Below are 21,909 nucleotides of genomic sequence, written 5' to 3'. Positions count from 1 at the left end.
CCCCTATTCTGCCTGGTTCGGCTGCGGCGACTCGCCGACGCCGCCGGTCGCCTCGGCGGCGCGCGACCCGGCGCGCCGGGCCGCATCGCCGGCGGCATCCGCAGCGCCGGCCGCGGCCGCGGCGGCGTCACCGGCCGCGCGCGACGCCGTCGCCGCCAGGTCCTGCGCCGCCCCCGAGAGCTCCTCCGCCGAGGACCGATCCGCGCGCGATCCGCGATCCGCGTCGTCGCTCCGGCTCTGCACCGTCGCGGCCGCGCGGCCGGCGGCCGCACCCGTCACGCCACCGGTCACGGCGCCGTTCAGCATGCCGATCAGGTCGACGCCCACCGTGTCCTTGGCCATCTCGAGCATGCCCTTGATGTTGCCCATCGCCTCGCCGGCGACCTTCGACGTGCCGTCCGCCGAGACCACGGTCATGTTGTCGATCCCGCCGATCGCCTGCGCGTACTCGCTCGCGATCTCCGGCAGCAGGTGGATGAGCTCCTGCGCGAGCACCGCCTGCGACTGCGTCTCGAGCGCACGGGCCCGCGCATCGATGGCGGCGGCCTCGGCGGTGCCCTTGGCCTCGATCGCGGCCGCCTCGGCGCGGCCCTCGGCCTCGAGCGCCTCGGAGGCGGCGATACGGGCGGCGCGACTCGCGAGACCCTCGCGCTCGATCGCCTTCGCGCGGCCCTCCGCCGCCGAGACGGCCGCTGCCGCCTCGGCCCTGGCGAGCGCCTCGACGCGGTACGCCTCGGCCTCGGCGACGGCGCGCACGTCGGCGTTCAGCTGCTCGGTCTTGAGCGCCACCTCCTTCTGCGCGGTGATCTGCTGCTGCTCGACGATCGCCTGCTGCTGGATCGCCTGCTCGAGCGGCTCGGCCGCCGTGGCCTGAGCGGTGGCCTTGTCGGTCTCGACCTGCACGGCTGCCTGGCGCAGCTTCAGCTCGCGGTTGCGATCGACCAGCACCTGCTCGGCCGCGATCTTCGCCTCCTGCGAGGCCTGGTACGCGTTGGTCTCGGCGATGTCGGCGGCCTGGCGCACCTTCGCCGCCTCCGGGCGGCCGATGTTCGCGATGTAGTCGGCGCCGTCGCGGATCTCCTGGATCTGCAGGGTGTCGACCACGAGCCCCTGCTTGGTGAGGGCCTCCTCGGCCGCCTCGAGCACGCTCTGCGCGACCACGGCGCGGTCGCGGATGATCTGCAGCACCGTCAGGCCGCCGATGATGGAGCGCAGCGAGCCCGAGAGCACCTCCTGCGTCGACTCGTCGATCTCGTCGGAGTTCGAGAGGAAGCGCTGGGCCGCCGCCCGGATCATCTCCTGCGTGCCGCCCACCTTGACCACCGCGACGGCCTGCGCCTGGATCGTGATGCCGTCGGTGGTCTGGGCCTCGGTGGTGATCGAGAGCCGACGGGAGCGGAGCGAGATCGTGAACGACTTCTGCACGAAGGGCAGCACGAAGACGCCGCCGCCGGTGACCACCTTCTGACCCGAGAGGTCGCGCGACCGGTTGCCCGCGGCGTCGACCACCTCCTTGCCCTTGCCGCCGGTGACGATGATCGCCTCGTCGGGTTTGGCGATGCGGTATCGCTTGATGATGACGAGTGCGACGAGCACCAGCGCGATGACCGCGCCGAAGATGCCGACGATGGCCGGGCTTGCGAGGAACATTCAGTCTCCGTTCATTCGGATGATGGGTCGGGATCGGGTCATCCCGCGGGGCCCGACGGCTCCGCCGGCTGCGGCGGTTCCGGAGCCTCCGCCGGCGCGGCCGGTTCGACCGGCTCGACGCGCACCGAGGTCGAGGTCACGACCTGCACCACGCGCACCGCCGTGCCCCGCGGGATCGGCCCGGCCGCGGTGGCGGAGAGCGAGATGCGCTCGCCGTGGCGGGTGAGCGCGACCTCGCCGAGGCCGCCCTGCGGGATCGCGAGCACCACCGAGCCCTGCGAGCCCACGAGGTCGTCGCCGCTGACGGCCGTGGTCGATTCGGCGCTGCGGATGAGCCGGGAGAGCCACCACGCGGCGGCGCCGCCCACCACACCCGCGAGCGCACCGACGATCGACGCGACGGGAGTGGACATCCCGGCGCCGACGCTCGCGAAGGAGGTGAAGCCGAAGATGGCCGTGAACGCGGCGATCGTGGTGAGGCTCAGCGGCCCGTCGCCGAAGTCGAAGGCGTCGAAGATGCCGTCGAGCAGCAGGGAGATGAGCAGCAGCACCCCGCCGACGATGCCGATGATGAGGAAGATCCCGCCGGCGAACAGCGAGCCGTCGAGCAGACGCTCGATCCAGTTCATGATGCCGTCCATCGGCCTCCCCCTTTCGGCAGGATCGTCTACAGCGAGGGTATCAAGCACGCCCGACGCGCACGCAACCGCCTACAGGCGGGGCACGGCGCCGAGCAGCTCGCGGCCGTACACCGTGCGCGGAGCGGTGAAGAATCCGGTGCCGCCGGTCTCGACCACGCGCCCGTCGCGCATCACGAGCACGCCGTCGCAGAGCTCGTGCACCACCGCGAGGTCGTGCGAGACGAACACCAGCGTCATCCCCGGGTCCCGTCGCAGCGCGCGCAGCAGCTCGATGACGCTCGCCTGCACCGATACGTCGAGTGCGCTCGTCGGCTCGTCCGCCACGATCGCGTCCGGCTCCACCGCGAGCGCCCGCGCGAGCGCGATCCGCTGCCGCTGCCCGCCGGACAGCTGGTGGGGGTATGCGCCGGCGAGCGCGGGATCGAGGCGCACCAGCTCGAGCAGCTCGGCGACGCGGGCGCGCACGCGCCGCCGGGGCACGATGCGGTGCACGCGCAGCAGCTCGCCGAGGGTCTGCGCGACGGTCATGCGCGGGTCGAGCGAGGAGTAGGGGTCCTGCGGCACGAGCTGGATGGCGCGGGCCTGCGCCGGCGAGCGGCGGTGCCGGAGCGGGGAGCCCCCCAGCAGGATCCCGCCCGCGGCCGCCCGCAGCTGGCCCACGACGGCGCGGGCGAGTGTGGTCTTGCCCGATCCCGACTCCCCCACGATGCCGAGAGAGCCGCCGCGAGCCACCGCGAACGAGACTCCGCTCACCGCGGTGAAGCCGCCGTACCGCACCTCGAGATCCCGCACCTCGAGCAGGGGCGGCTCCGGGAGCGGACCGGGCCGCGCGGGATCGGGGTCGGCTGCTGCCGCGCGGGCGGGATCCGGCAACCGCGGCACGGCCTCCAGCAGGGAGCGCGTATAGGAGTCGCGCGGATCCCGGATCACGCGCGCCGTCGAACCCGACTCCACCTCGCGCCCGGCGCGCATCACCAGCACCCGGTCGCACATCGAGGCGACCACCGCGAGGTCGTGGCTCACGAACACGAGCGCGATCCCGCGCTCGCGCCGCAGCCCGTCGAGCAGCCGGAGCACCTGGCGCTGCACGGTCACGTCGAGCGCCGTGGTGGGCTCGTCGCACAGCAGGACCGCCGGGTCGCCGGCGAGCGCCATCGCGATCACCACCCGCTGCCGCTGGCCCCCCGACAGCTGGTGCGGGTACGACCGCGCGATGCGCTCGGGATCGGGCAGCTCCACCTGCTCCAGCAGGCTTCGCACCCGCGCGCGGGCCCGGGATCCCGATGCCCCTCCCGCCTCGACGGCCTCGCGCAGCTGCACGCCCACGCGCGTGAGCGGATCGAGCGCCGTGAGCGGATCCTGGAACACCATGCCGATCGCACCGCCGACCGCGACGGATCCACCGGCCGCACGCGTGCCCGCCGGCATCATGCCGAGCAGCGCGCGCAGGGTGAGACTCTTGCCCGATCCCGACTCCCCCACGATGCCGAGCGCCTCGCCGGGTTCGACCTCGAAGCGCAACCCGTCGACGAGCGCCGCGCCCGCATCCGACGTGATCCGCAGCCCGCGAACCCGCACCTCGCCCGGGCGCACGCTCCCCGGCGCCGACGGCCCGGAGGCATCGAGTCTGCGTCCGGGGTTCGCAGATCGCCCTTTCCCGGACGGAACGGGGGCGTTCTGCGAACCCTCGATGGCGTTGCGGGAGGCGCGGGGACCCGAGGCGCGGGGACGGGAGGCGCGGGAAGCGGGCGAGAGCGCGTCGCCCGCCCCGTCGCCGAGCAGCGACAGCGCGATCCCGGTCACCACCACCGCGAGCCCCGGGAACGCCGCCAGCCACCACTGCGTGGTCACGAACTGCTGCGCGTCGGCGATCATGGTGCCCCAGTCGGGCGTGGGCGGCTGGATGCCGAGCCCCAGGTACCCGAGCGTGACGATCGCCACCATGATGAGCACGATCTCGGTGGCGAGCAGCACGACCGCCTGCGGCAGCACGTTCGGCAGCAGGTGCCGCAGCAGCACCCGCGCGTGCGACAGCCCGCCGCCGCGCGCCGCCTGCACCCAGCCGGCCTCCCGCAACGACGCCGTCATGGCCCGCAGCACGCGGGCGTACCCCACCCAGCCGACGAGCGCGAAGGCGATGACGATCCCGCTCTCGCCCGCGCCGACGGCGAACACGATCGCGATCACGATGACGTAGAAGGGGAAGGCGATGACCGTGTCGGTGATCCGCGACGCCGTCCAGTCCACCGCGCCGCCGAAGTATCCCGAGACGAGGCCGACGGTCACGCCGATCGCGAACGGGGCGAGCGAGGCGAGGATCGCGATGCGCAGGTCGGTCCGCGCCGCGAAGAGCAGGCGCGAGAGCACGTCGCGCCCCAGCTGATCGGTGCCGAGCCAGTGCTCGGGAGACGGCGGCAGCAGGCCGCCCGTGAGGTTCTGCGCGCTCGGGGAGTACGGCGCGAGCAGGGGGGCGAGGATCGCAGCAGCCAGGATGAGGGAGAACAGGATCGCGCCGCCGACGAAGGCGGGCGATCGCAGCGCGCGGTGCCAGAATGTCACGGGGCGCCTCCCGCGGAGGCGGGATCGGCGGCGGCTCCGCCCGAACGGCCAGCGCCCCCGCCGCTCGAGCGAGCGGAGCGAGTCGGAACCGATCCCTGGCCGGGCACGGGCGCCGACTCCGCACGGCTCTGCTCGATCAGCGGCCGGCGCGGATCCGGGGACGCCGGCTCGTCCCCCACCCGCAACCGCGGGTCCAGCAGCGCGGCCAGCACGCCGGCGAGCGTGGTGACGATCACCACGAGCACCGCGCAGTAGAGCGCGACACCCTGCACCACGGGGAAGTCGCGGCTGCCGATCGACTGGAACAGCAGCGTGCCGAGGCCGCCGATCCCGAACACCTTCTCGACCACCAGCGTGCCGCCGATGAGGTACGCGGTGTTCACGCTGAGCAGGGTGAGCGCCGGCAGCGCCGCGCCGCGCACCACGTGCCGCCACAGGATGCGCCGCTCGGGGATGCGCGCGGCCCGCAGCGTCGTCACGAAGTCGGCCGACAGCACCTCGATGAGCTGGGCGCGCAGCGAGCGGATCAGCGGCGGCGCCATGCCGAGCGCCACGGCCAGCGACGGCAGGAACAGGCTGCGCAGCGGCTCACCGGGCCCTGACCCCACGCCCCCGACCGGGAACCAGCGCAGCTGCACCGCGAACACGATGATGAGCAGCAGGCCGATCCAGAACAGCGGCATCCCCATGCCGATGGTGGGCAGGATCCGCACGAGGTGATCCGCCCAGCCGTCCTTGCGCAGCGCGGCGGCGAGCGCGAGCGGCACGGCGATGCACACGGCGAGCAGCACCGCGAACACGACGATGCCGAGGCTCACAGGAGCCTTGTCGAGGATCAGTTCGCGCGTCGACTGGCCCGTGACGAGGGAGTCGCCCGTGTCGAGGCGGGTGACGAGCTGGCCGAGGAAGTCGGCGAACTGCCGCCAGAGCGGCTGGTCCAGCCCGAGCTGCTTCCGCAGCGCCGCGATGGACTCCGGCGTGGCCCGCTCCCCGAGGATCATGGCGGCGGGATCGCCCGGCACCATGCGCAGCAGGAAGAACACCGCGATGACGACGCCGAGCATCACCGGGACGACGCGGGCGAGGATCCGACCCGCCGCGCGTGCTGCTCGCCGTGCTCTACTCCTCACCGTCCCACCCTACTCGCGCTCTCCAAGGACCGGGAGAGGCGGAGAACCGAGGACTACTCCGCCGCCAACCAGACGTCCTGGAAGCGCACGCTCGAGTTCGGCAGCACTGTGAAGCCCTGCACCCGATCGGTCGTGGCCTTGAGGTTCGCCGGGAAGAAGAGCGGGATGTAGGGCACCTCATCGGCGAGGATCTGCTGGATCTCGTGGTAGATCGCCTCGCGCTCGTCCCCGTTCGGGGTGGTGCGGCCCTCGTGCATCAGCTCGGTGACGCGGTCGTCGGTGAAGTGGGTCCAGTACGACTTGCTGAAGCCCTCGGGATCGGCCTGGAAGGTGATGAAGCCGTTGGGGTCGGGGGCGTCGGACTGGCCGCTGTTGAGCATGAAGTCGAAGTCGTAGGCGAAGAAGCGCTCGCGGAACACGGCGATGTCGAGCGACTCGATCTCGACCTCGATGCCGATCTGGGCGAGCGACTCCTGCACGATCTGCGCGATCTGCGCACGCTGAGCGTTGCCGCTCGCGACGAGCAGGGTGGTCTTGAAGCCGTCCGGGTACTCCGACTCGGCCAGCTCGGCCTTCGCCGCCTCGACGTCGAAGCCCAGCGCCTCGACCTCGCCGTTCGCCGAGTAGGTGATGCTCGGCGGCAGCAGCGCGTCGGCCACCTCGGCCGTGCCGAAGGTGGTCGCCGCGGCGATCCCCTCGCGGTCGAGCGCGTGGGCGATCGCGCGGCGCACGTGGCGGTCTGCGAACTGCTCGCGCTGCGTGTTGAAGAAGACCTGCTCGGTCGACCAGCCCTCGGTCTGGGACAGCACGGTGTTCGCGGCCTCGTCGACCTCGGCGGCGTTGGCCGCGGGCACGGTGTCGATCGCGTCGAGCTGGCCGGCGGCGAGCTGCTGCCGCAGCTGGGTGTCGTCGGCCACGAACTTGTAGACGAGCCCGTCGAGGTAGGGCTTGCCGTCCTGCCAGTAGTGCTCGTTCCTCACGAACGAGATGTCGCCGTTCGGATCCCACTCGTCCACCACGAAGGGTCCGGTGCCGATGGGGTTCTGGAAGAACTCCTCCTCGCTCTTGCCGCCGAACTCCGCCGGGAAGATGCCGTTGGAGAAGCCCGACAGCTCGGAGAGGAAGGGGGTGTAGGGCGCGTCGAGCGTGATCGTCACCTCGCGCTCGCCCGTCGCCTCCAGGCCCGCGATGGGCGCCGTGAGCGGCAGGGGGCCGCCGACCTCGATGTGACGCCTGAGCGAGAACACCACGTCGTCCGGGGTCACGTCGGTGCCGTCGGAGAACTGCAGCCCCTCGCGCAGGGTGAAGGTGTAGACGAGGCCGTCATCGCTCTCCTCGACCTCCGCGAGCCAGGGGCCGATCTCCCCGTGCTCGTCGAAGGCGACGAGGGGCTCGAAGATCTTGTCGATCGCGAAGGCGTTGTTGGCGGTGATCTGCTGGTTGAGGTCGAGGTTGTTCACCGCGGCCACGCGGCCGAAGGTGAGCGTGCCGCCGGCCACCGGGTCGCCGGCGGCGCCCGGCTCCGGATCCCCTCCGCCCGGACCGGCGCAGGCGCTGAGCACGAGGGCTGCGGAGAGCGCGGCAGCGGCGAGGGCGAGGCGGCGCGGCCTCGGTGCGTTCGACTTTCTCACGGTGGTCTTCCTTGCATCGCGGACGGCTCGGCGCAGGGAACGGCCCGCGCACCGAGTGGTCTATCTCTCTACGGTAACCACTCATGGATCAGTGGACCACTTTGCTCCGCCGGCGGGGAACCACCCACCGCCATCGAGCGGGCGCGGTCCGAGCGTGCGCCGCCGGGCCGGGCGGCGGGCACTCGAAGCGCGCCGCAGTCAGCTCGCCGGATCGATCCAGCGCCCGCCGAGCAGCACCGCGACGACGGATTCCGGATCGCTCAGCGCACGGAGCTCCCGGGGATCCCGCCGCAGGATCACGGCGTCGGCGAGCGCGCCCTCCACGATCGCGCCGAGGGGCGATGGCGCGGGGGCCGCGACGCGGGCGAGCAGCTCCGCGCCCGATCGCGTCGCCGCGAGCAGGGCGTCCTGCGGAGCGAGCCCGGACTCCACCAGCGCGTCGAACTCGAGCCGGCCGGTGCCGTGCTGCACGGGGGTGCCGTAGTCGGTGCCGAGCGCGATGGCGAGCCCGGCGTCCCGAGCGCGCAGCACGGCCCGGGGGTGCGCGGCGACCGCCTCGTCGACGCGGGCGCGGAAGGCGGCCGGCAGCGATCCCTCGTCGATCATGCGCCGCACCAGCCGGTAGATGCGCAGCGTCGGCACAAGGGTCATGCCCCGCTCGGCGGCGCGCCGCGCCTGCCCGTCGGTCAGGAAGATGCCGTGCTCGATGCTCAGCGCGCCGGCCTCGATCGCGTCGTCGATCGCCGCCCCGCCCCACGCGTGCACCATCACCCCGGCTCCCGCGCGCTCGGCCCGCCGCACGGCGTCGCGCTGCTCGCCCGCCGAGAACGCGGGATCGAGCCCGGCGCCCGCGGGCGCCGCGACACCCGCGGTGGCCACCAGCTTCACCCAGCGCGCCCCGGCCTCGAGCACCGCCTCCACTGCGCGATCCAGCCCTCCCGCAGCCTCAGCCGCCGCCCGGTCGATGAGACGCACGGAGAGCTGGACGCGCGGGCGCTGCGCGGCCGGGATCGCCCCGAGCAGCCCGGCGTCGAGACCTCCCGCATCGCGCACGCCCGTGAAACCGGCGGCCAGCGTGCGCCGCAGCGCGGCGCCGACCAGCTCTCGGGTGCGATCCGCGCCGAGACGCGCGCGATCCTCCGCGTCGAACGCCTGCCAGCCGGCGTGCAGGTGCGCGTCGACGAGCCCGGGGATCATCCAGAGGCCCGAGCCGTCGAGATCGTCGCGGCCGGGATCGCCGCCCAGCGCGAAGCGCCCGCCCGCCCAGCCCACCCGCGCGGGCGGCCCGAACCCGCCGCGGGCGTCGAGGATCCGGATCCCGCGCGCCGCCGTCGGGGCCGCCGCGGCCGGGCGCTCGGGCATCGGCCGCACAGCCGTCCCGTCGCTCATCGCCGTTCTCCGCACACGCCCTCACCCTACTCGTGCGCCCGGCCGGGGCGAGGTGCGGTCGGACGGGGCGCACGGCGCCCTCGATAGAATGATCCGGTGACCAGCTCCGCCCAGACCCCGCCCACCCGCGCCGCCGCGATCCTCCAGCTCCTGCGCAGCGTGTTCCACCTCGTCGCGGTGATCGCGGTGACCGTGTGGGGCTTCGTCTCGTGGCCGCTGCCGTTCCCGGGTGTGCTGACGGGTCTCGGTCTCCTCGTGCTCTCGGTGCTGCTCTGGGCGCTGTTCCTCTCGCCGCGACCGGTGCTGCGCGTCGACCGCTTCGCGCAGGCCCTCTTCGAGCTGCTGCTGCTCGCCGCCGCGGTCGCCGCGCTGCTCGCGCTCGGCGTGTTCTGGCTGTGGCCGGTCCTCTTCGGCGTCACGGGCGCGGCGGTGGGCTTCCTGACCTCGAGCCGCACCCGCTAGGCCGGCCGCGGCCGCGCTCAGTCCGCGAGCGGTTTCGCCGAGATCCACAGCCAGCGGACGAGACCGGTTCCCGGGTTGGTGTACGAGTGCCGCACTCCCGGGTCGAACAGGACCGACTCGCCTGCTCCGAGGCGATGCGCCGTGTCTCCGACGGTGAGCTCGAGTATCCCCTCGATCACGAACACGCACTCCTCGTCGCCGAGATGAGCGTACGCGTGGGCCCGCCATTGGCCGCTCGGCTCCAGGCTGGACTCGATCACCTGGATGGTCTTCGCGGATTCGGGCGTGATGAATCGGTCCCAGTACGTTCCGCTGAAGGGCGGGGTCGCCCGCCCCTGCTGCACCTCGTCCTCGATCACCAAGGCGTTCACCGCCACGTTGAGCGCGCCCGCGATCCTGAGTACCGAGTCGACCGATGGTTCCGAGAGCCCGCGCTCGATCTGGGAGAGGAATCCCGTCGAGAGATCCGCGTCGTCGGCCACCTCTTGGAGGGTGCGCCGGGATTCCAGGCGCAGGGCCCGGATACGACGCCCATCGACTCTCATTGCTCTCCCACACCTGCGTCGCCGAAACTCATCTCCCGAGGATTTTAGCGAACCTTCACAATTTTTCACGCAGCCGTTCCAGCCCGACCGCCATGATCAGCACGCAGCCGATCACGATCTCCTGGATGTAGCTCGAGATGTGCAGGAGATTCATGCCGTTGCCGAGCACTCCCATGAAGAGCACGCCGAGAAGCACCCGCCAGACGACCCCCTCTCCGCCGAAGAGCGAAGTGCCGCCCAGCACCGCGGCCGCGATCGAGAGCATGACGTAGCTTCCCCCGAGCGAGGCCTCCCCCGAACCGAGCCGTGCGGCCAGCAGCATCCCCGCGAGCGCGGCGAAGACCGCGCAGAGCACGAAGGCGAGGATGATCGTCCTCCGCACGTTGATGCCCGCGACACGGGCGGCCTCGATGTTGCCGCCCACCGCGTACATGTTGCGACCGCTGGGCATGCGATTCATGAACAGCATCACGAGGAGCAGCACGACGAAGCCGATGATGACGGGGGTCGGCACGCCGAGCACGTTTCCCGTGCCGAGCACGTCCATGAACGAGAAGGGAACGCCGGTGACGGGGGTGCCCTTGGTGATCAGGAGCGCGGAGCCGGTGAGGACCGATGTGGTCCCGAGCGTCGTCATGAACGAGGGCACCCGCCAGTACGACACGATCGCGCCGTTCACGAGGCCCACGACGACGCCGACGAGCAGCGCCGCGCCCACGCCCGCGAGAAGAGCGGCCGGCCCTTCGCCCGCGGCGGATGTCACCGAGGCGACGATCACGCTGGTGAAGGCCACCGTCGCCCCCACCGAGAGGTCGAGCTGCGCATTGATCAGTACGATCATCTGCCCCAGCGCGATGAGCAGCAGGAACACCGACTGGCGCGCGACGTTGCTGATGTTGGTGGGATCGAGGAACCGCGGTTCGAGGACCGCGAAGGCGATCAGCAGCCCGGCGAAGAGAATCGGGAGCAGGAATGCGGTGAGCACCGAGAGGACTCGCCGAGTGCTCCGCGGGATGGCCAGAGGCCCTGTCGACAATGACATGTTCTGTCTCCGTGGTTATGAGGTCGTGAAGAAATGGGAGGCGATCGTCGTCTCGTTGATGTCGTCGCCGGTCAGTTCGGCCTGGACCCGGCCCTCCGCGATGACATAGACGCGGTCGCTGACGCCGATCACCTCGACGAGATCGGACGACACCAGGATCACGCCGGCACCCGCCGTGGCGTACGCGTCCATCTGCGCGTACACGTCGGCCTTCGCGCCGACGTCGATGCCGACGGTCGGCTCGTCGAACACGTGCACGGAAGCGCGCTGCAGCATGCCCCTGGCGAGCAGCGCCTTCTGCTGGTTGCCGCCGGAGTAGCTGCCCGCGGGAGCCGCGGTGGTGGGGGGCCTGAGCGAAAGCCGTTCCGCGAGCTTCTCGGTCTCCGCGCTCTCGAGGCGCGAGCGGATGATGCCGGCCTTCAGGAATCCGCCGCGCTCGAGCGCTCCGAGCGTGATCGATTCCTTCAGCGACCGGCCGAGCACGAGCCCCTCCCGCTTGCGGTCGGAGGGATAGTAGACGAGCCCGCGTCTCAGCATCCGCGCCGGTGAGCATGCCGAGCAGTCTGCACCGCCGAGCACCACTCGGCCCGACTCGATCCGGTCCAGGCCGAAGATCGCACGCGCGAGTTCCGACTTGCCCGATCCGATCAGTCCTGTGATGCCGACGATCTCGCCCGCGCGCACGGTGATCGAGACGTTCTCGATGCCGGCGTTCGTGATGCCCCTGGTCTCGAGCAGGATGTCGCCCGGCGGAACCGCCTCGTGGTTGTAGAGCTCTCCAGGAGGACGCCCGATCATATCCTGCACGAGACGCTCCGCGGCCACGGGGGGCTCATGCGTCGCGATGTACTCCCCGTCGCGCAGCACCGTCACGGTGTCGGCGATCTCGAGCACCTCGTTCATCCGGTGGCTCACGTAGATGACGCCGACCCCCCGCTGCGTCAATCGCCTGACGATCCCGAGGAGCTGACGAGTCTCCGGCTCACCGAGCGATGCCGTCGGCTCGTCGAGGATGAGCAGTTCCACCTCGCCGAGGAGCGCTCGGCAGATCTCGATGATCTGCTGCTCGGATCGGGAGAGCCGGCCGGCCGGCCGGGATGCGTCCAGCCGCACACCGAGCTCCTCCATCGCGTGCAGCGCCACCCGGTCCCGTTCCGCGGCGTCGATCAGGCCGTTCCGGCGCGGAAGCGCACCGAGCAGGATGTTCTCCGCGACGCTCAGCTGAGGAACGATGTGGAGCTCCTGGAACACCGTACGGATCCCGAGCGCCTTCGCGTCCTCCAGCGTACGGATGGACACCGCCGCGCCGCGCATGCGCACACTGCCGCTCGTCGCCGGCTGGATGCCGCTCAACGCCTTGATCAGCGTCGACTTGCCGGCGCCGTTCTCTCCCATGATGGCGTGCACCTGTCCGCTTTCCACCGTGAGCGAGACGTCGGAGAGCGCGGCGACGGAGCCGAACGACTTCGACAGTTCGCGCACCTCGAGCAGGGGCCCCGTCATCGTCGCTCCTCGGCGTGCACGAGGCGCCCCGCCCGATAGGTCTCGAGCGCGCGCGTCTCGCGCAGATCCTCGAGTTCCACGGCGAGCGGGTTCCGGTCGAGGACCGCGATGTCGGCGATCTTCCCGCACTCGAGAGATCCCAGGTCGCCGGCTCGTCCGATCGCCGCCGCCGCGTCGACGGTGTGCGCGCGGAGCGCCTCGTGCACGCCGATCGATTCGTGGGGTTCGACGGTGAGCCCCCAGAAGCTCTGCCGCGCGACGCATGCCCACATCGTCCGCCACGGGTTCGTGCTTCCGACGTCGGCGCCCAGGCCGAAGTCGGAGCTGATGGAGGGATGGATGGAGGAATCGAGGATCGTGCGCAGCGGCATGCGCCCGCTCACCCCCGCCCCCGGGAAGAGCATGGGGACGTAGTCGCCGATGAAGCTGGCGAGGAATCCCGGCTGCATCGCGGCCTTCACCCCCGCCCGCTTCCAGAGGTCGAGATGCCCGTCATCTTCGAGGACGTTTCCGAGGTGCTCGACGCGGACGTCGATCCTCCTCCCGAAATCGATGAGCGCGTGCAGCACTTCGGCTTGCGCACGCGTGCCGTTCGCATGGATCGCGAGTTGGACGCCGTGGGCCTCCGAGAGCGCGAAGGCCCGGAGCAGTTCATCCCGAGACTTGTTCAGCACTCCTCGGTAGTGCGCACGGCCCACCTGCTCGGCGCTGTACTCCTGCAGGCTCGCGGCGTTCCTCGCCGAGTATCCGCCATCGGCGAAGAGCTTGACTCCCTGCGCCCACAGGAGGTCCGCCCGCCGCTCGTACCGGGTGATCCATTCGAAGCCGTCGTCGAGCGATCGGAACCCCGGGCTCATCGCGTACATGGCGATCCGGCCCCCGAACCCCTCATCCGAGACGAGCGCCTCGAGTGCGCTGAGCTGGTCCTCGGTCTCGACCATCTCCCCGACGGTGACCACACCACGGCTCAAGAGCTCGGTGTGGAAGCGGCGCTTCACGCTCGCGGTGATCTCGGCCACCGGGGGCTCCGGGATGCCGAGGTGCGCATCGATCTCGGCGACGTAGCCCGTGGGCTCCCCGTGCCGGTCCAGCTCGACGATGGGACTGCCCCAGAGTCCCTGGCCGGGGCCGAGGAAGCGCTTCACATCGATGAGTTCGAGCGCCCTGGAGTTCAGCAGCGAGACGTGACCGCCGCCGTGCAGCACGATCGGATGATCCGATGATGCCTGATCGAGCTCCTGCCGCGTGGGGTACCGGCGCTCGGCGAGTTTCTGATCGAAGAACAGGTTGCCGTATCCGATGACCCACTCGCCGTGAGGAGTGGCCTCCGCCCGCTCCCTCAGCCGTTCGATCACGTCCGAGATCCCCGTGCACACCGGCACTCGGCAGTCGACGCCTCGATCGGATCCGACCGAGTAGTGGGTCAGATGGACGTGGGAGTCGATCAGCGCGGGAATGGCGAGGCCTCCGGCCGGCACTCCGACCTCGCGGACTCCTGCGCGAGCCAGTTCATCGCCCAGGCGATGGTCGCCGACCGCGACGACGAGGCCGGCGCGCACATGGACCGCTTCCGCCTGCCCGAGCCCCGACTGCGTGCTGATGCGCCCGCGGAGCACGAATTCCGAGGTGTTCGTCATGCCCGCCCCCTCGTCGATTCCACGACGGAGACCGGGGACCAGCCCTCGGGCGCGAAGGTCGTGGCCCGGTCGAAGCCCTCCAGGTTGTTCGCGGCGCCCTCCGCGGGACCGCAGAGCACGATGGGCTGGGTCGAGACTCGAGCGTTCGGCTGCTCGAAGTACTGCTCCTGGAGCACTCGCACCGCGAGATCGATGGCGAGCTCTCCGCTCTGCGCGGTCAGTTCGACCGAGGCGCAGCCCACCCGCGAGCCCTCCATGAGCTTGAGGGTCTCCGGCGTCGTGTAGGTTCCGTAGAGCTTCACCTGGTCGGACCTGCCCTGCTCGGCGAGCACGGACGACGCGGCCTCGAGCATGGGAGCGTTCCCGATGAGCGCGTCGAGGTCCGGGTTCGCGGCGAGCGCGTCCTCGACCAGGCTGAGCTGCACCTCCCGGCCGGTGTCGCCGTACTTCGTATCGACCACGGTGACCCCGCTGCCCTGGATCGCCTCCTCGAATCCGGCCAGGGATCGCTCCGACCAGCCGACCCCCGCGGGTCCCGGGAACACTGCGACGTCCATGCTCTCGCCGCTCTCGGCGAGGTGCTGGCCGATCATCGCCCCCATATCCCGGTAGTCGACGACGACCCGGCCGTCGGCCTCGGGGAACGACACGCCGTTCCCGTAGTCGATGACCGCGACTCCCTGCGCGCGGGCCTGCTCGAGCACGGGATTGAGCGAGTCGTAGCTCACGGCGCCCACGAGGATCGCGTCCGCCCCGGAGCTGACGCAGTCCTCGATCTGCGCCACCTGATCCGAGAGGTTCTCGTAGCCTCCGGCCTCGACCACGGCGAGGTTGACATCGAGCCGCTGGGCCTGCGTGACCAGCCCGTAGTTCGACCCGATCCAGATCGAGTCCTTGAGGTGCGGCAGCGCGGCGCACAGGCTCCAGCCGTCGGTCACCTCGTCCCGCGAGAGGCTGGTGTACTCGACCTCCTCACCCGGGCCGACGCACCCTGCCGGGTCGACGTCCGCGGCGGAGCAATCGGTGAAGATCGCCGGGATCGTCCAGGCTCCGCCGTCCGCTGCCGGGTTCTCGGGTGCAGACGCCGTTTCGCCGCCGGATGCGCACCCGCCGAGCACCAGCAGCGACACTGCCGAGATGCTCAGGACCGAGATGTTCTTCTTCATGGTGTTCCTACTTCCCTGGTGGTGTGATTTCGACTTCGTTGTCGCACTCGGGCGCTGGGATCAGGCGATGTGACCGGCGGGGTAATGCTCGGCGGCGAAGTTGATCGCACCCTGCACCCTCCGCGATCTGGTGAATCGCTTGACCAGCGTCGACCGCGCGTCGAGCAGGCCGCGGGGCCAGTGCGTGCCGACCCGGCCGTAGACGCGGGAGTACTTCTGAACCCTGTCCGCGATAGGCCGCATCTCGCCCTCCCACCCGCGCAGGGCGAAGTCGAGGCTCTTCGCATTCGACACTGCGACGGCCAGCCGCACGGCGTTCGTCATGGCGACGCACGCCGCCTGCCCGAGGTTGGGGGACATGCCGTGGGCGGCGTCGCCGATGATGACCGTCCGTCCGGAACGCCAGGAGCTCACGGAGACATCGTGGAACGGCGCCCACCGCCCCTCGGTGTCGGGTGAGATCCGCTCCAGCTGAGAGCGGAACTCGGGGAACGACTCGAGCCACTCGCCCGGCGAGAACGGCGTCTGATCCCTCCCCCTCCGATCCTCCGCGGGGCAGCACAGGAAGATGTAGGTCTGGTCGGGAGAACACGGGACGATCCCGATCCGCCGGCCGCCGTTCCACTGCTCGATGGTCTGATTGACCGGATCGTCGGCCGTGCGCGCGATGAGGTGACGGCCGCCGCCGTCGCGGAGATCTCGGAGCGAGGTGCGCAGTCCGAGCGAGTCGCGCACCTTCGAGAAGACCCCGTCCGCCCCGATGGCGAGGTCGCCGCTGTAGTGGGTGCCGTCGGCCCCGATCAGCGTGCCGTTGGGAAGCGCGCGGACGATCGGGGAATCGGTGACGATCTCGACGCCGAACTCCTCGGCCCGTTCCACCAGGGTGCGATGCAGATGGCGGCGCCCGACCGTCACGAGCCGCTCGTTGCGCAGCCACTCCTCCTGCAGCGTCTCCCCGCGGTGATCGCGGAGGAGCGGCTCCTCCACCCATTCGCCGGTCTCGACGACGGCGTCGTAGACATCGATCTCCTCGAGCGCGCGCAGCCCGTTCTCCCACAGGAAGATCCCCGCACCGATCTCGCGGAGCTCCGACCCCTTCTCGTGGACCCGGACCGACCAGCCCGCCTTCGCGAACGCGGACGCCGCGGTCAGACCCGAGAGCCCGGCGCCGGCAATTTCGACTGTCTTCACTTTTGTACCTCATTCTTCACTGAATATTGAGTAGTCAGAGCATAAGCCAGTGAAGTCATGCGCGCAAGAGTTTCGCCCGGAGTTCGCGCGGCCGCTTTGGCGGAGACCCGACGATGCGGTAGGTTACGGAATGATTGCAGTCACACTGCAGCCGCCTGTACCGATGCTGTTGGGAGTCGCCGAACGTGGCAGGTCATACTTCGCACCAGGAGAGCGCCGACACCGCCTCCGACGAGCAGCGTTCACTCGGGATCCGGCTGCGCACGCTGCGCAAGAGCAAGCAGCGCTCCCTCAAGGAGATCGCCGACGACGCCCAGGTGTCCGAGAGCTTCCTCTCCCAGGTGGAGCGCGGCCTCACGAGCCCGTCGATCGCGTCCCTGCGCCGCATCTGCGCGGCTCTCGGAGAGAACATGGGGGCGCTGTTCGCCGAGGAGTTCGAGTCGAACAACGCGGACGAGCGGCTCGTGCGGGTCTCCGATCGGCGCAGGATCTTCCGCCCCGACGGCAGCGCAGACTATCTCCTCACCCCCCGAATCGCCCGCCACCTGGAGATCCATCACAACGTGATCGCTCCGGGCCGATCCTCCGGGCCGGAGCCCTATACCCACGAGGGCGAGGAGGAGTGCGTCCACGTGCTGGAGGGCTCGCTCGAGCTCCAGTGGAACGGCACCACCTACGAGCTGCACTCGGGCGACGCGATCCTCATCGACCCCAAGATCGGGCACTCCTTCGCCAACACGACGGAGCACAGCGCCGTCGTGCTGTGGATCATCTCGCCGGCGCGCAGCGACATCTGATCCCGGCTCGCATCGCTGCGGACCGGGATCAGCGGATCACAGCCGAACCTCGACGAGCGCCGGCCGCCCGACGGCGAGCGCGCGTCGGAACGCACTCCGGAACGCGTCCTCGGCGCCTCGGTCGGCGGCGACCGACTCCGCGTGCAGGCGGAACGCCGCGGCGAGCGCGGCGAAGTCCGGCGCCGCGAAGTCCACGCCGCTCGGCAGGATCCCGCGTTCCTCCATCCCCTCGCGGATCTCCTGGTAACCCCCGTTCACGAAGACGACCACGACCAGCGGGAGTCCGAGCTCCGATGCCGTCGCGAGTTCCTGCACGCTGAAGAGCAGCCCGCCCTCCCCCGTGATCGCGAGCACGCGGTCGACCTCTCCCGCGATGGCGGCACCGATCGCCGCCGGGACCGCATAGCCGAGTGTGCCGAAGCCCGCCGGGTAGAGGAAGCGATTCGGCCGATCCGACCTCCAGAAGGAGGCGGTTCCGAAGTAGCTCGCCTGCGACGAGTCGCCGGTGACCGCGATGTCGGAGCCGGCGGTCTCCTCCTGCATCACCTCGTGGAAGCGAGCGTAGTGCGCGCCATCAGCGGCGAGTTCCGCGCGGATGTCGCGCACGAATCGCTCGGCCCAGAGCCGCGGCTCCGACGAGGCGTGCAGCGCGTCGCCGACGAGCGGCTCCATCCTGCTCGCGAGCGCCCCGAGCAGCTCTTCGGCACCCCCGAGGAGCGGGATCGCGGGGTCGACGTTCGCGCGCAGGCCGCGCGCATCGATGTCCACGCGCACCAGCCGATCGCCCCGGATGCCGGCGGGCCCCCAGAATTCGGAACTGCCGAGGTCGCTGCCGACGACGAGCACGCCGTCCGACTCGGAGATCATGCGCGACGCCGCGGTCGTGCGCAGCGCGACGCCGCACGCGAGCGGATGCCGCTCGTCGAGCACGCCCTTGGCATTCGCGGTGGTGAGCACCGGGGCCCTGAGCGTCTCGGCGATGCCGCGGAGGAGCTTCGCCGCCTGCCGGCCGCAGGCGCCCCGCCCGGCGATGATGAGCGGCCGCTCGGCCGCCGCGAGCAGCTCGGCCGCCCTTCGGATGCCTGCGTCGTCGGTCCGGTCCGGGCGCTCCGCTCGCTCGCGGGGTGCGGACGCTGCAGCGGTTGCGGCCGACGTCCCGCCGGGCGCGCCATCGGCCGGCCCGGCCAGCACGTCGAGGGGCAGCTCCAGGTACGCGGGCAGGGGTCGCCCGGCGGCCCAGGTCTCGACGCACGCGTCGATGAATCGCATCGCATCGCTGCTGGAAGAGGCCCGGTGCGCACGCACGACCTGCCGCAGGAGTCCGAGCTGGTCCGGCAGCTCGTGCAACCAGCCGGTGCCGCCGCCCAGTGCCGCATCCGGCAGACCGGGCGCGATGGCGAGCACCGGGACCGAGGCCGCTGCCGAGGTCGCGAGCGCCGTGATCAGGTTCGTGATCCCGGGCCCGGTGGTCGTGAGCACCACCGCGGGCCGGCCGGTGACCCGGGAATGGGCGTCCGCGGCGTATCCGAGGCCCTGTTCGTGATGCGCGGGGACGATCCTGATCCCCTGCGCGGACAGCGCTCGGAAGAGTTCCAGGTTGTGGGTGCCCGGGATCGCGAAGACCGTATCCACGCCGTGGTGGGCCAGCCTGGCGACGACGGCGTGCGCGTAGCTCGCCGCGGCGGCGGGATCCGCGGGGACGGAGGAGGGAAGATCGGCCGAGGCGGGCCCGGATCGCGCGAGTGGGGCGCTCACGGGGCCCCCTCCCCGCCGCCGAGGCCGGCGATGCGCCCGCTGACGACCCGGCCGCCCACGAGGGCGGCCAGTGTCTCGACCCCGTCGAACTCCTCCGGTTCGAGCCCGTACGGATCGCGGTCCACGACCACGAGGTCTGCGAGGTACCCCGGCGCGATCATGCCCTTCACATCGTCCTGGCGCGTCGCGAAGGCCGCGTCGACGGTGAAGGAGCGCAGGGCGTCGTCGACCGTGACCACCTCGTCCGGGTTCACCGCGACGCCGTTCTTGTTCTTGAGTTCGAGCATGCATCGCATCGTGAACCAGGGGTTGGTGGTGAAGGGCTGGGCCCCGGCCGTGTCGGAGTTGCCGGGGATCATGCCCTGCAGACGGAGCAGCGTTCTGAGCGCGTACTTCGCGGTATCGGCGGGCTGCCGCCGGGCGGGATCGTCCGGCTCGGCGATGACGAACCCGGGGTTCGGCACCGCGATGCCGCCCGCGGCGACGAGGCGTTCGAGCCCCTCGGTCCCCCGGCTCTCGTTGAAGAAGTGCTCGATGCGCAGGCGGTGGTCGAGATCCGGATGCAGGCGGTGCACTCGCTCGATCGCGGAGAGTGCGATCTCCTGCGCGAGGTCGCCGATCGCGTGCGTGCACACCTGCAGACCTGCCTCGACCGCGGTGATCAGCTCTCCGACGAGTGCGGGGTAGAGGCGGGTCAGCAGCCCCCAGCGATCCGCCGGGCTCGGGAGATCCTCCGCGCGGAAGGCCCCGTCGCGCCCGCCGTCCAGGAAGATCTTGACCCCTTGGATCCAGTAGCGCTCGTCACCGGTGCGGCTCGCGAGCTCCCGCATCGCGTCGGCGGTCACCTCGGTGAGCGGCTGATGCCCGGGTCGTGCGGTCATCAGCGCGCCGATCCTCGGCGCCGCGCCTGCCAGCGCGAGGGCGCGCAGCCCGGCGAGGCCGGCCTCGGTGCAGGCGATCTCGTGCACCGTGGTCACGCCGTTCGCGGCGAAGAGGCTGCGCAGCGTCTCCTCGAGCGCGTCCTCGAGCGCCTCGGCCGGCGGCGAGGGGACGGCGAGCAGATCCCATGCCTCCTCGAGCACGCCGTTCAGCCGGCCTGCGTCGTCGAGCTGCAGCCGCATCCCGGCGGGCACGGCGGTGCGCTCATCGATCCCGCTCGCATCGAGGGCGGCCTGGTTCACGACGAACTTGTGCATGGTCCAGCGCACCACCGCCGGCCGGTCCGGGAAGGCGGCGTCCAGCTCCGCCTTCCTCGGCAGGTCCTGGCCGAACGTGCCCTGGCCGATCAGCCATGCGCCGGGCGGGAGTTCCGGCTCCCGCTCGCGCAGCCGGGCGAGCACCTCCCGCGCGCCGGCGAGACCGCGCACGTCGGTCCAGAAGTGGCGGGACAGGGCGATGAACTCGACGTGCGTGTGCGCATCGATGAACCCGGGGAGCACCACGGCCCCTCCGAGATCGATCGTCGGGGCCGAGGCCGCGATCCCGCTGCGCGCGACCTCGTCGCTCCCGACCGCGACGATGCGGCCGTCGCGGACGGCGAGCGCGTCGGCGACGGGCCTCGACCGGTCCATCGTGTGCACGAGCGCGCCGGTCAGCACGAACTCGCCGGGACGGTGCGCGCCGGTCATGGCTGCGGATCCCCGACGGCGAAGTTGCCGAGCGCGCGCGGTGCCACCCGGCCACCGCGCCAGTAGAACTCCCACCGCCTGCTCAGCATCGGCGAGGTGGAGATGCGGTTGAAGAGGCGGCTGCGCAGCGGGGTCAGCGGCCGCGGCCACTTGTAGTTGAGCACGTCGTAGGCCGTCGTGAGGGCCTGCACCATCGTGATGCGGGGACGCGCCGAGCGTTCCCAGTCCTCGAGCGCATCGCGGACGTCGTCCTCGCCGGCCAGGCACTCCGCGAGTTCCCAGGCCGCGCAGATCGCGACCCCCGCGCCCTGGCCGAAGTTCGGGGGCTGGGCGTGCGCCGCGTCGCCGATGATGGCGACTCGGCCCTTCACCCAGCTGTCGCAGTGCACGACCTCGTGGCGGTGATGGACGGAGAGCTCCGGCGTCACCGCGTCGAAGTACATCGCGAGATGCGGGAAGTGGCGCTTCCAGTAGGAGGTGTCGAGCGGAACCCGCGTCGCGCGTCGCTCCTTCTCGGGGCCGATGATGAAGAGGTAGGTGTAGTCCTGCGAGCAGGGGGCGATACCCACCCGGAGCTGTCCGGACCAGTGCTCGGTGCTGAACGGGGGCTCGGCGTCCAGCCGGGGCACGAGCACTCGCGTCGCGCCGTCGCCGAGACCGACTCGCAGCCTCGCGAGCTGCAGCGAGTCGCGGACCCGGGAGTTCACCCCGTCGGCGCCGATGACCACGTCCGCCTCGACGCGCTCCCCGTCCGCGAACATCAGCACACCGCGAGGATCCGCGCCGACGACCCGCCGTCCGGTGTGGATCCGCGCACCGAGCTCGAGCGCCTTGTCGCGGAGCGCGTTGTGCAGGTCCGATCGCAGCGCCACCACCAGGCGCTCCTGCGAGACGTCCCGGCTGGTGACGATGACCTGGTCCTCGTCGACGATCCGAGCGGCGTCGATCCTGACCCCGACCCGCTCGATGAACTCGCTGAGACCCAGCTCGTCGAGCACATCGAAGATGTTCTCCTTGATGTAGATGCCGGCACCGATCTCGCGCAGCTGCTCCGACTGCTCGTAGACGTCGACGCTGAAGCCGAACCTGGCCATGGAGGCCGCGGCGGCGAGCCCCGCGATCCCGCCACCGGCGATGGCGACGTGCTTCGTCATGTATTCCTCCAATTGTTGTGATGGGTACG

General features: G+C 71.1%; 17 protein-coding genes. 2 read left to right on the top strand and 15 right to left on the bottom strand.

What is annotated here, in order from left to right:
• Positions 1-3: 3 nt before the first annotated feature.
• The 6 genes from ACWKZU_RS04070 to ACWKZU_RS04045 form a co-directional block, all read right to left on the bottom strand.
• A complete protein-coding gene (locus ACWKZU_RS04070) occupies positions 4-1,650 on the bottom strand; it encodes a flotillin family protein (protein ID WP_449281114.1) in 1,647 nt (548 codons plus the stop codon).
• 38 nt (positions 1,651-1,688) lie between these two features.
• Positions 1,689-2,291: a hypothetical protein gene (locus tag ACWKZU_RS04065; protein WP_449281113.1), complete on the bottom strand. Its 603-nt coding sequence runs from the start codon at positions 2,289-2,291 to the stop codon at positions 1,689-1,691.
• A gap of 69 nt (positions 2,292-2,360) precedes the next feature.
• Positions 2,361-4,850 carry an ATP-binding cassette domain-containing protein gene (locus tag ACWKZU_RS04060; protein ID WP_449281112.1) on the bottom strand — a complete coding sequence of 830 codons (2,490 nt, stop codon included), beginning with the start codon at positions 4,848-4,850 and terminating at the stop codon, positions 2,361-2,363.
• Positions 4,847-5,980 (bottom strand): ABC transporter permease, encoded by a 1,134-nt coding sequence (locus ACWKZU_RS04055; protein ID WP_449281111.1) that lies wholly within the window; start codon positions 5,978-5,980, stop codon positions 4,847-4,849. The genes ACWKZU_RS04060 and ACWKZU_RS04055 overlap by 4 nt, the downstream gene beginning before the upstream one ends.
• Positions 5,981-6,033: 53 nt before the next feature.
• Positions 6,034-7,611, bottom strand: a complete 1,578-nt coding sequence (locus ACWKZU_RS04050; RefSeq protein WP_449281110.1) for an ABC transporter substrate-binding protein — start codon at positions 7,609-7,611, stop codon at positions 6,034-6,036.
• Positions 7,612-7,809: 198 nt separating this feature from the next.
• Positions 7,810-9,000 (bottom strand): amidohydrolase family protein, encoded by a 1,191-nt coding sequence (locus ACWKZU_RS04045; protein WP_449281109.1) that lies wholly within the window; start codon positions 8,998-9,000, stop codon positions 7,810-7,812.
• Between the two features lie 96 nt (positions 9,001-9,096).
• Between ACWKZU_RS04045 and ACWKZU_RS04040 the strand changes: the two genes are divergently transcribed.
• The gene (locus tag ACWKZU_RS04040) at positions 9,097-9,462 is read left to right on the top strand and encodes a DUF2568 domain-containing protein (protein ID WP_449281108.1); all 366 of its coding nucleotides are present in this window, start codon (positions 9,097-9,099) and stop codon (positions 9,460-9,462) included.
• Positions 9,463-9,479: 17 nt separating this feature from the next.
• On the opposite strand, the gene ACWKZU_RS04035 is transcribed toward ACWKZU_RS04040, so the two are convergent.
• Genes ACWKZU_RS04035 through ACWKZU_RS04010 form a run of 6 tightly spaced genes read right to left on the bottom strand, consistent with a single transcriptional unit; the run spans position 9,480 to position 16,546 of the window.
• Positions 9,480-10,007: a helix-turn-helix domain-containing protein gene (locus tag ACWKZU_RS04035; RefSeq protein ID WP_449281107.1), complete on the bottom strand. Its 528-nt coding sequence runs from the start codon at positions 10,005-10,007 to the stop codon at positions 9,480-9,482.
• A 55-nt stretch (positions 10,008-10,062) separates the two neighbouring features.
• A complete protein-coding gene (locus ACWKZU_RS04030; RefSeq protein ID WP_449281106.1) occupies positions 10,063-11,049 on the bottom strand; it encodes an ABC transporter permease in 987 nt (328 codons plus the stop codon).
• A gap of 15 nt (positions 11,050-11,064) precedes the next feature.
• A complete protein-coding gene (locus ACWKZU_RS04025) occupies positions 11,065-12,552 on the bottom strand; it encodes a sugar ABC transporter ATP-binding protein (protein ID WP_449281105.1) in 1,488 nt (495 codons plus the stop codon).
• Positions 12,549-14,189 (bottom strand): amidohydrolase, encoded by a 1,641-nt coding sequence (locus tag ACWKZU_RS04020; RefSeq protein WP_449281104.1) that lies wholly within the window; start codon positions 14,187-14,189, stop codon positions 12,549-12,551. The genes ACWKZU_RS04025 and ACWKZU_RS04020 overlap by 4 nt, the downstream gene beginning before the upstream one ends.
• A complete protein-coding gene (gene torT, locus ACWKZU_RS04015; RefSeq protein WP_449281103.1) occupies positions 14,186-15,355 on the bottom strand; it encodes a TMAO reductase system periplasmic protein TorT in 1,170 nt (389 codons plus the stop codon). Before torT ends, ACWKZU_RS04020 begins: the two co-directional genes overlap by 4 nt.
• 60 nt (positions 15,356-15,415) lie before the next feature.
• Complete coding sequence (locus tag ACWKZU_RS04010) at positions 15,416-16,546, bottom strand: FAD-dependent monooxygenase (protein WP_449281102.1); 1,131 nt, start codon at positions 16,544-16,546, stop codon at positions 15,416-15,418.
• A gap of 185 nt (positions 16,547-16,731) precedes the next feature.
• On the opposite strand from ACWKZU_RS04010, the gene ACWKZU_RS04005 reads away from it, so the two are divergent.
• A complete protein-coding gene (locus tag ACWKZU_RS04005; protein ID WP_449281101.1) occupies positions 16,732-17,343 on the top strand; it encodes a cupin domain-containing protein in 612 nt (203 codons plus the stop codon).
• Between the two features lie 36 nt (positions 17,344-17,379).
• On the opposite strand, the gene ACWKZU_RS04000 is transcribed toward ACWKZU_RS04005, so the two are convergent.
• The 3 genes from ACWKZU_RS04000 to ACWKZU_RS03990 are packed head-to-tail and all read right to left on the bottom strand — an operon-like array spanning position 17,380 to position 21,880.
• Positions 17,380-19,098, bottom strand: a complete 1,719-nt coding sequence (locus ACWKZU_RS04000; RefSeq protein ID WP_449281100.1) for a thiamine pyrophosphate-binding protein — start codon at positions 19,096-19,098, stop codon at positions 17,380-17,382.
• Positions 19,095-20,726 carry an amidohydrolase gene (locus ACWKZU_RS03995; protein WP_449281099.1) on the bottom strand — a complete coding sequence of 544 codons (1,632 nt, stop codon included), beginning with the start codon at positions 20,724-20,726 and terminating at the stop codon, positions 19,095-19,097. The genes ACWKZU_RS04000 and ACWKZU_RS03995 overlap by 4 nt, the downstream gene beginning before the upstream one ends.
• Positions 20,723-21,880 (bottom strand): FAD-dependent monooxygenase, encoded by a 1,158-nt coding sequence (locus ACWKZU_RS03990; RefSeq protein ID WP_449281098.1) that lies wholly within the window; start codon positions 21,878-21,880, stop codon positions 20,723-20,725. Before ACWKZU_RS03990 ends, ACWKZU_RS03995 begins: the two co-directional genes overlap by 4 nt.
• Between the last annotated feature and the right edge of the window lie 29 nt (positions 21,881-21,909).

The sequence above is a fragment of the Leucobacter sp. genome (assembly GCF_053528595.1).
Note: the sequence above shows the minus strand (reverse complement) of the source record. Positions and strands in the feature narration are given on the sequence as shown.

Bases quoted from the DNA above. Each gene is read 5' to 3' on its own strand.
- ACWKZU_RS04045 (WP_449281109.1), bottom strand. From the start codon at position 9,000: ATGAGCGACGGGACGGCTGTGCGGCCGATGCCCGAGCGCCCGGCCGCG.
- ACWKZU_RS04025 (WP_449281105.1), bottom strand. From the start codon at position 12,552: ATGACGGGGCCCCTGCTCGAGGTGCGCGAACTGTCGAAGTCGTTCGGC.
- ACWKZU_RS04030 (WP_449281106.1), bottom strand. From the start codon at position 11,049: ATGTCATTGTCGACAGGGCCTCTGGCCATCCCGCGGAGCACTCGGCGA.
- ACWKZU_RS03995 (WP_449281099.1), bottom strand. From the start codon at position 20,726: ATGACCGGCGCGCACCGTCCCGGCGAGTTCGTGCTGACCGGCGCGCTC.
- ACWKZU_RS04065 (WP_449281113.1), bottom strand. From the start codon at position 2,291: ATGGACGGCATCATGAACTGGATCGAGCGTCTGCTCGACGGCTCGCTG.
- torT (WP_449281103.1), bottom strand. From the start codon at position 15,355: ATGAAGAAGAACATCTCGGTCCTGAGCATCTCGGCAGTGTCGCTGCTG.
- ACWKZU_RS04070 (WP_449281114.1), bottom strand. From the start codon at position 1,650: ATGTTCCTCGCAAGCCCGGCCATCGTCGGCATCTTCGGCGCGGTCATC.
- ACWKZU_RS04020 (WP_449281104.1), bottom strand. From the start codon at position 14,189: ATGACGAACACCTCGGAATTCGTGCTCCGCGGGCGCATCAGCACGCAG.
- ACWKZU_RS04035 (WP_449281107.1), bottom strand. From the start codon at position 10,007: ATGAGAGTCGATGGGCGTCGTATCCGGGCCCTGCGCCTGGAATCCCGG.
- ACWKZU_RS03990 (WP_449281098.1), bottom strand. From the start codon at position 21,880: ATGACGAAGCACGTCGCCATCGCCGGTGGCGGGATCGCGGGGCTCGCC.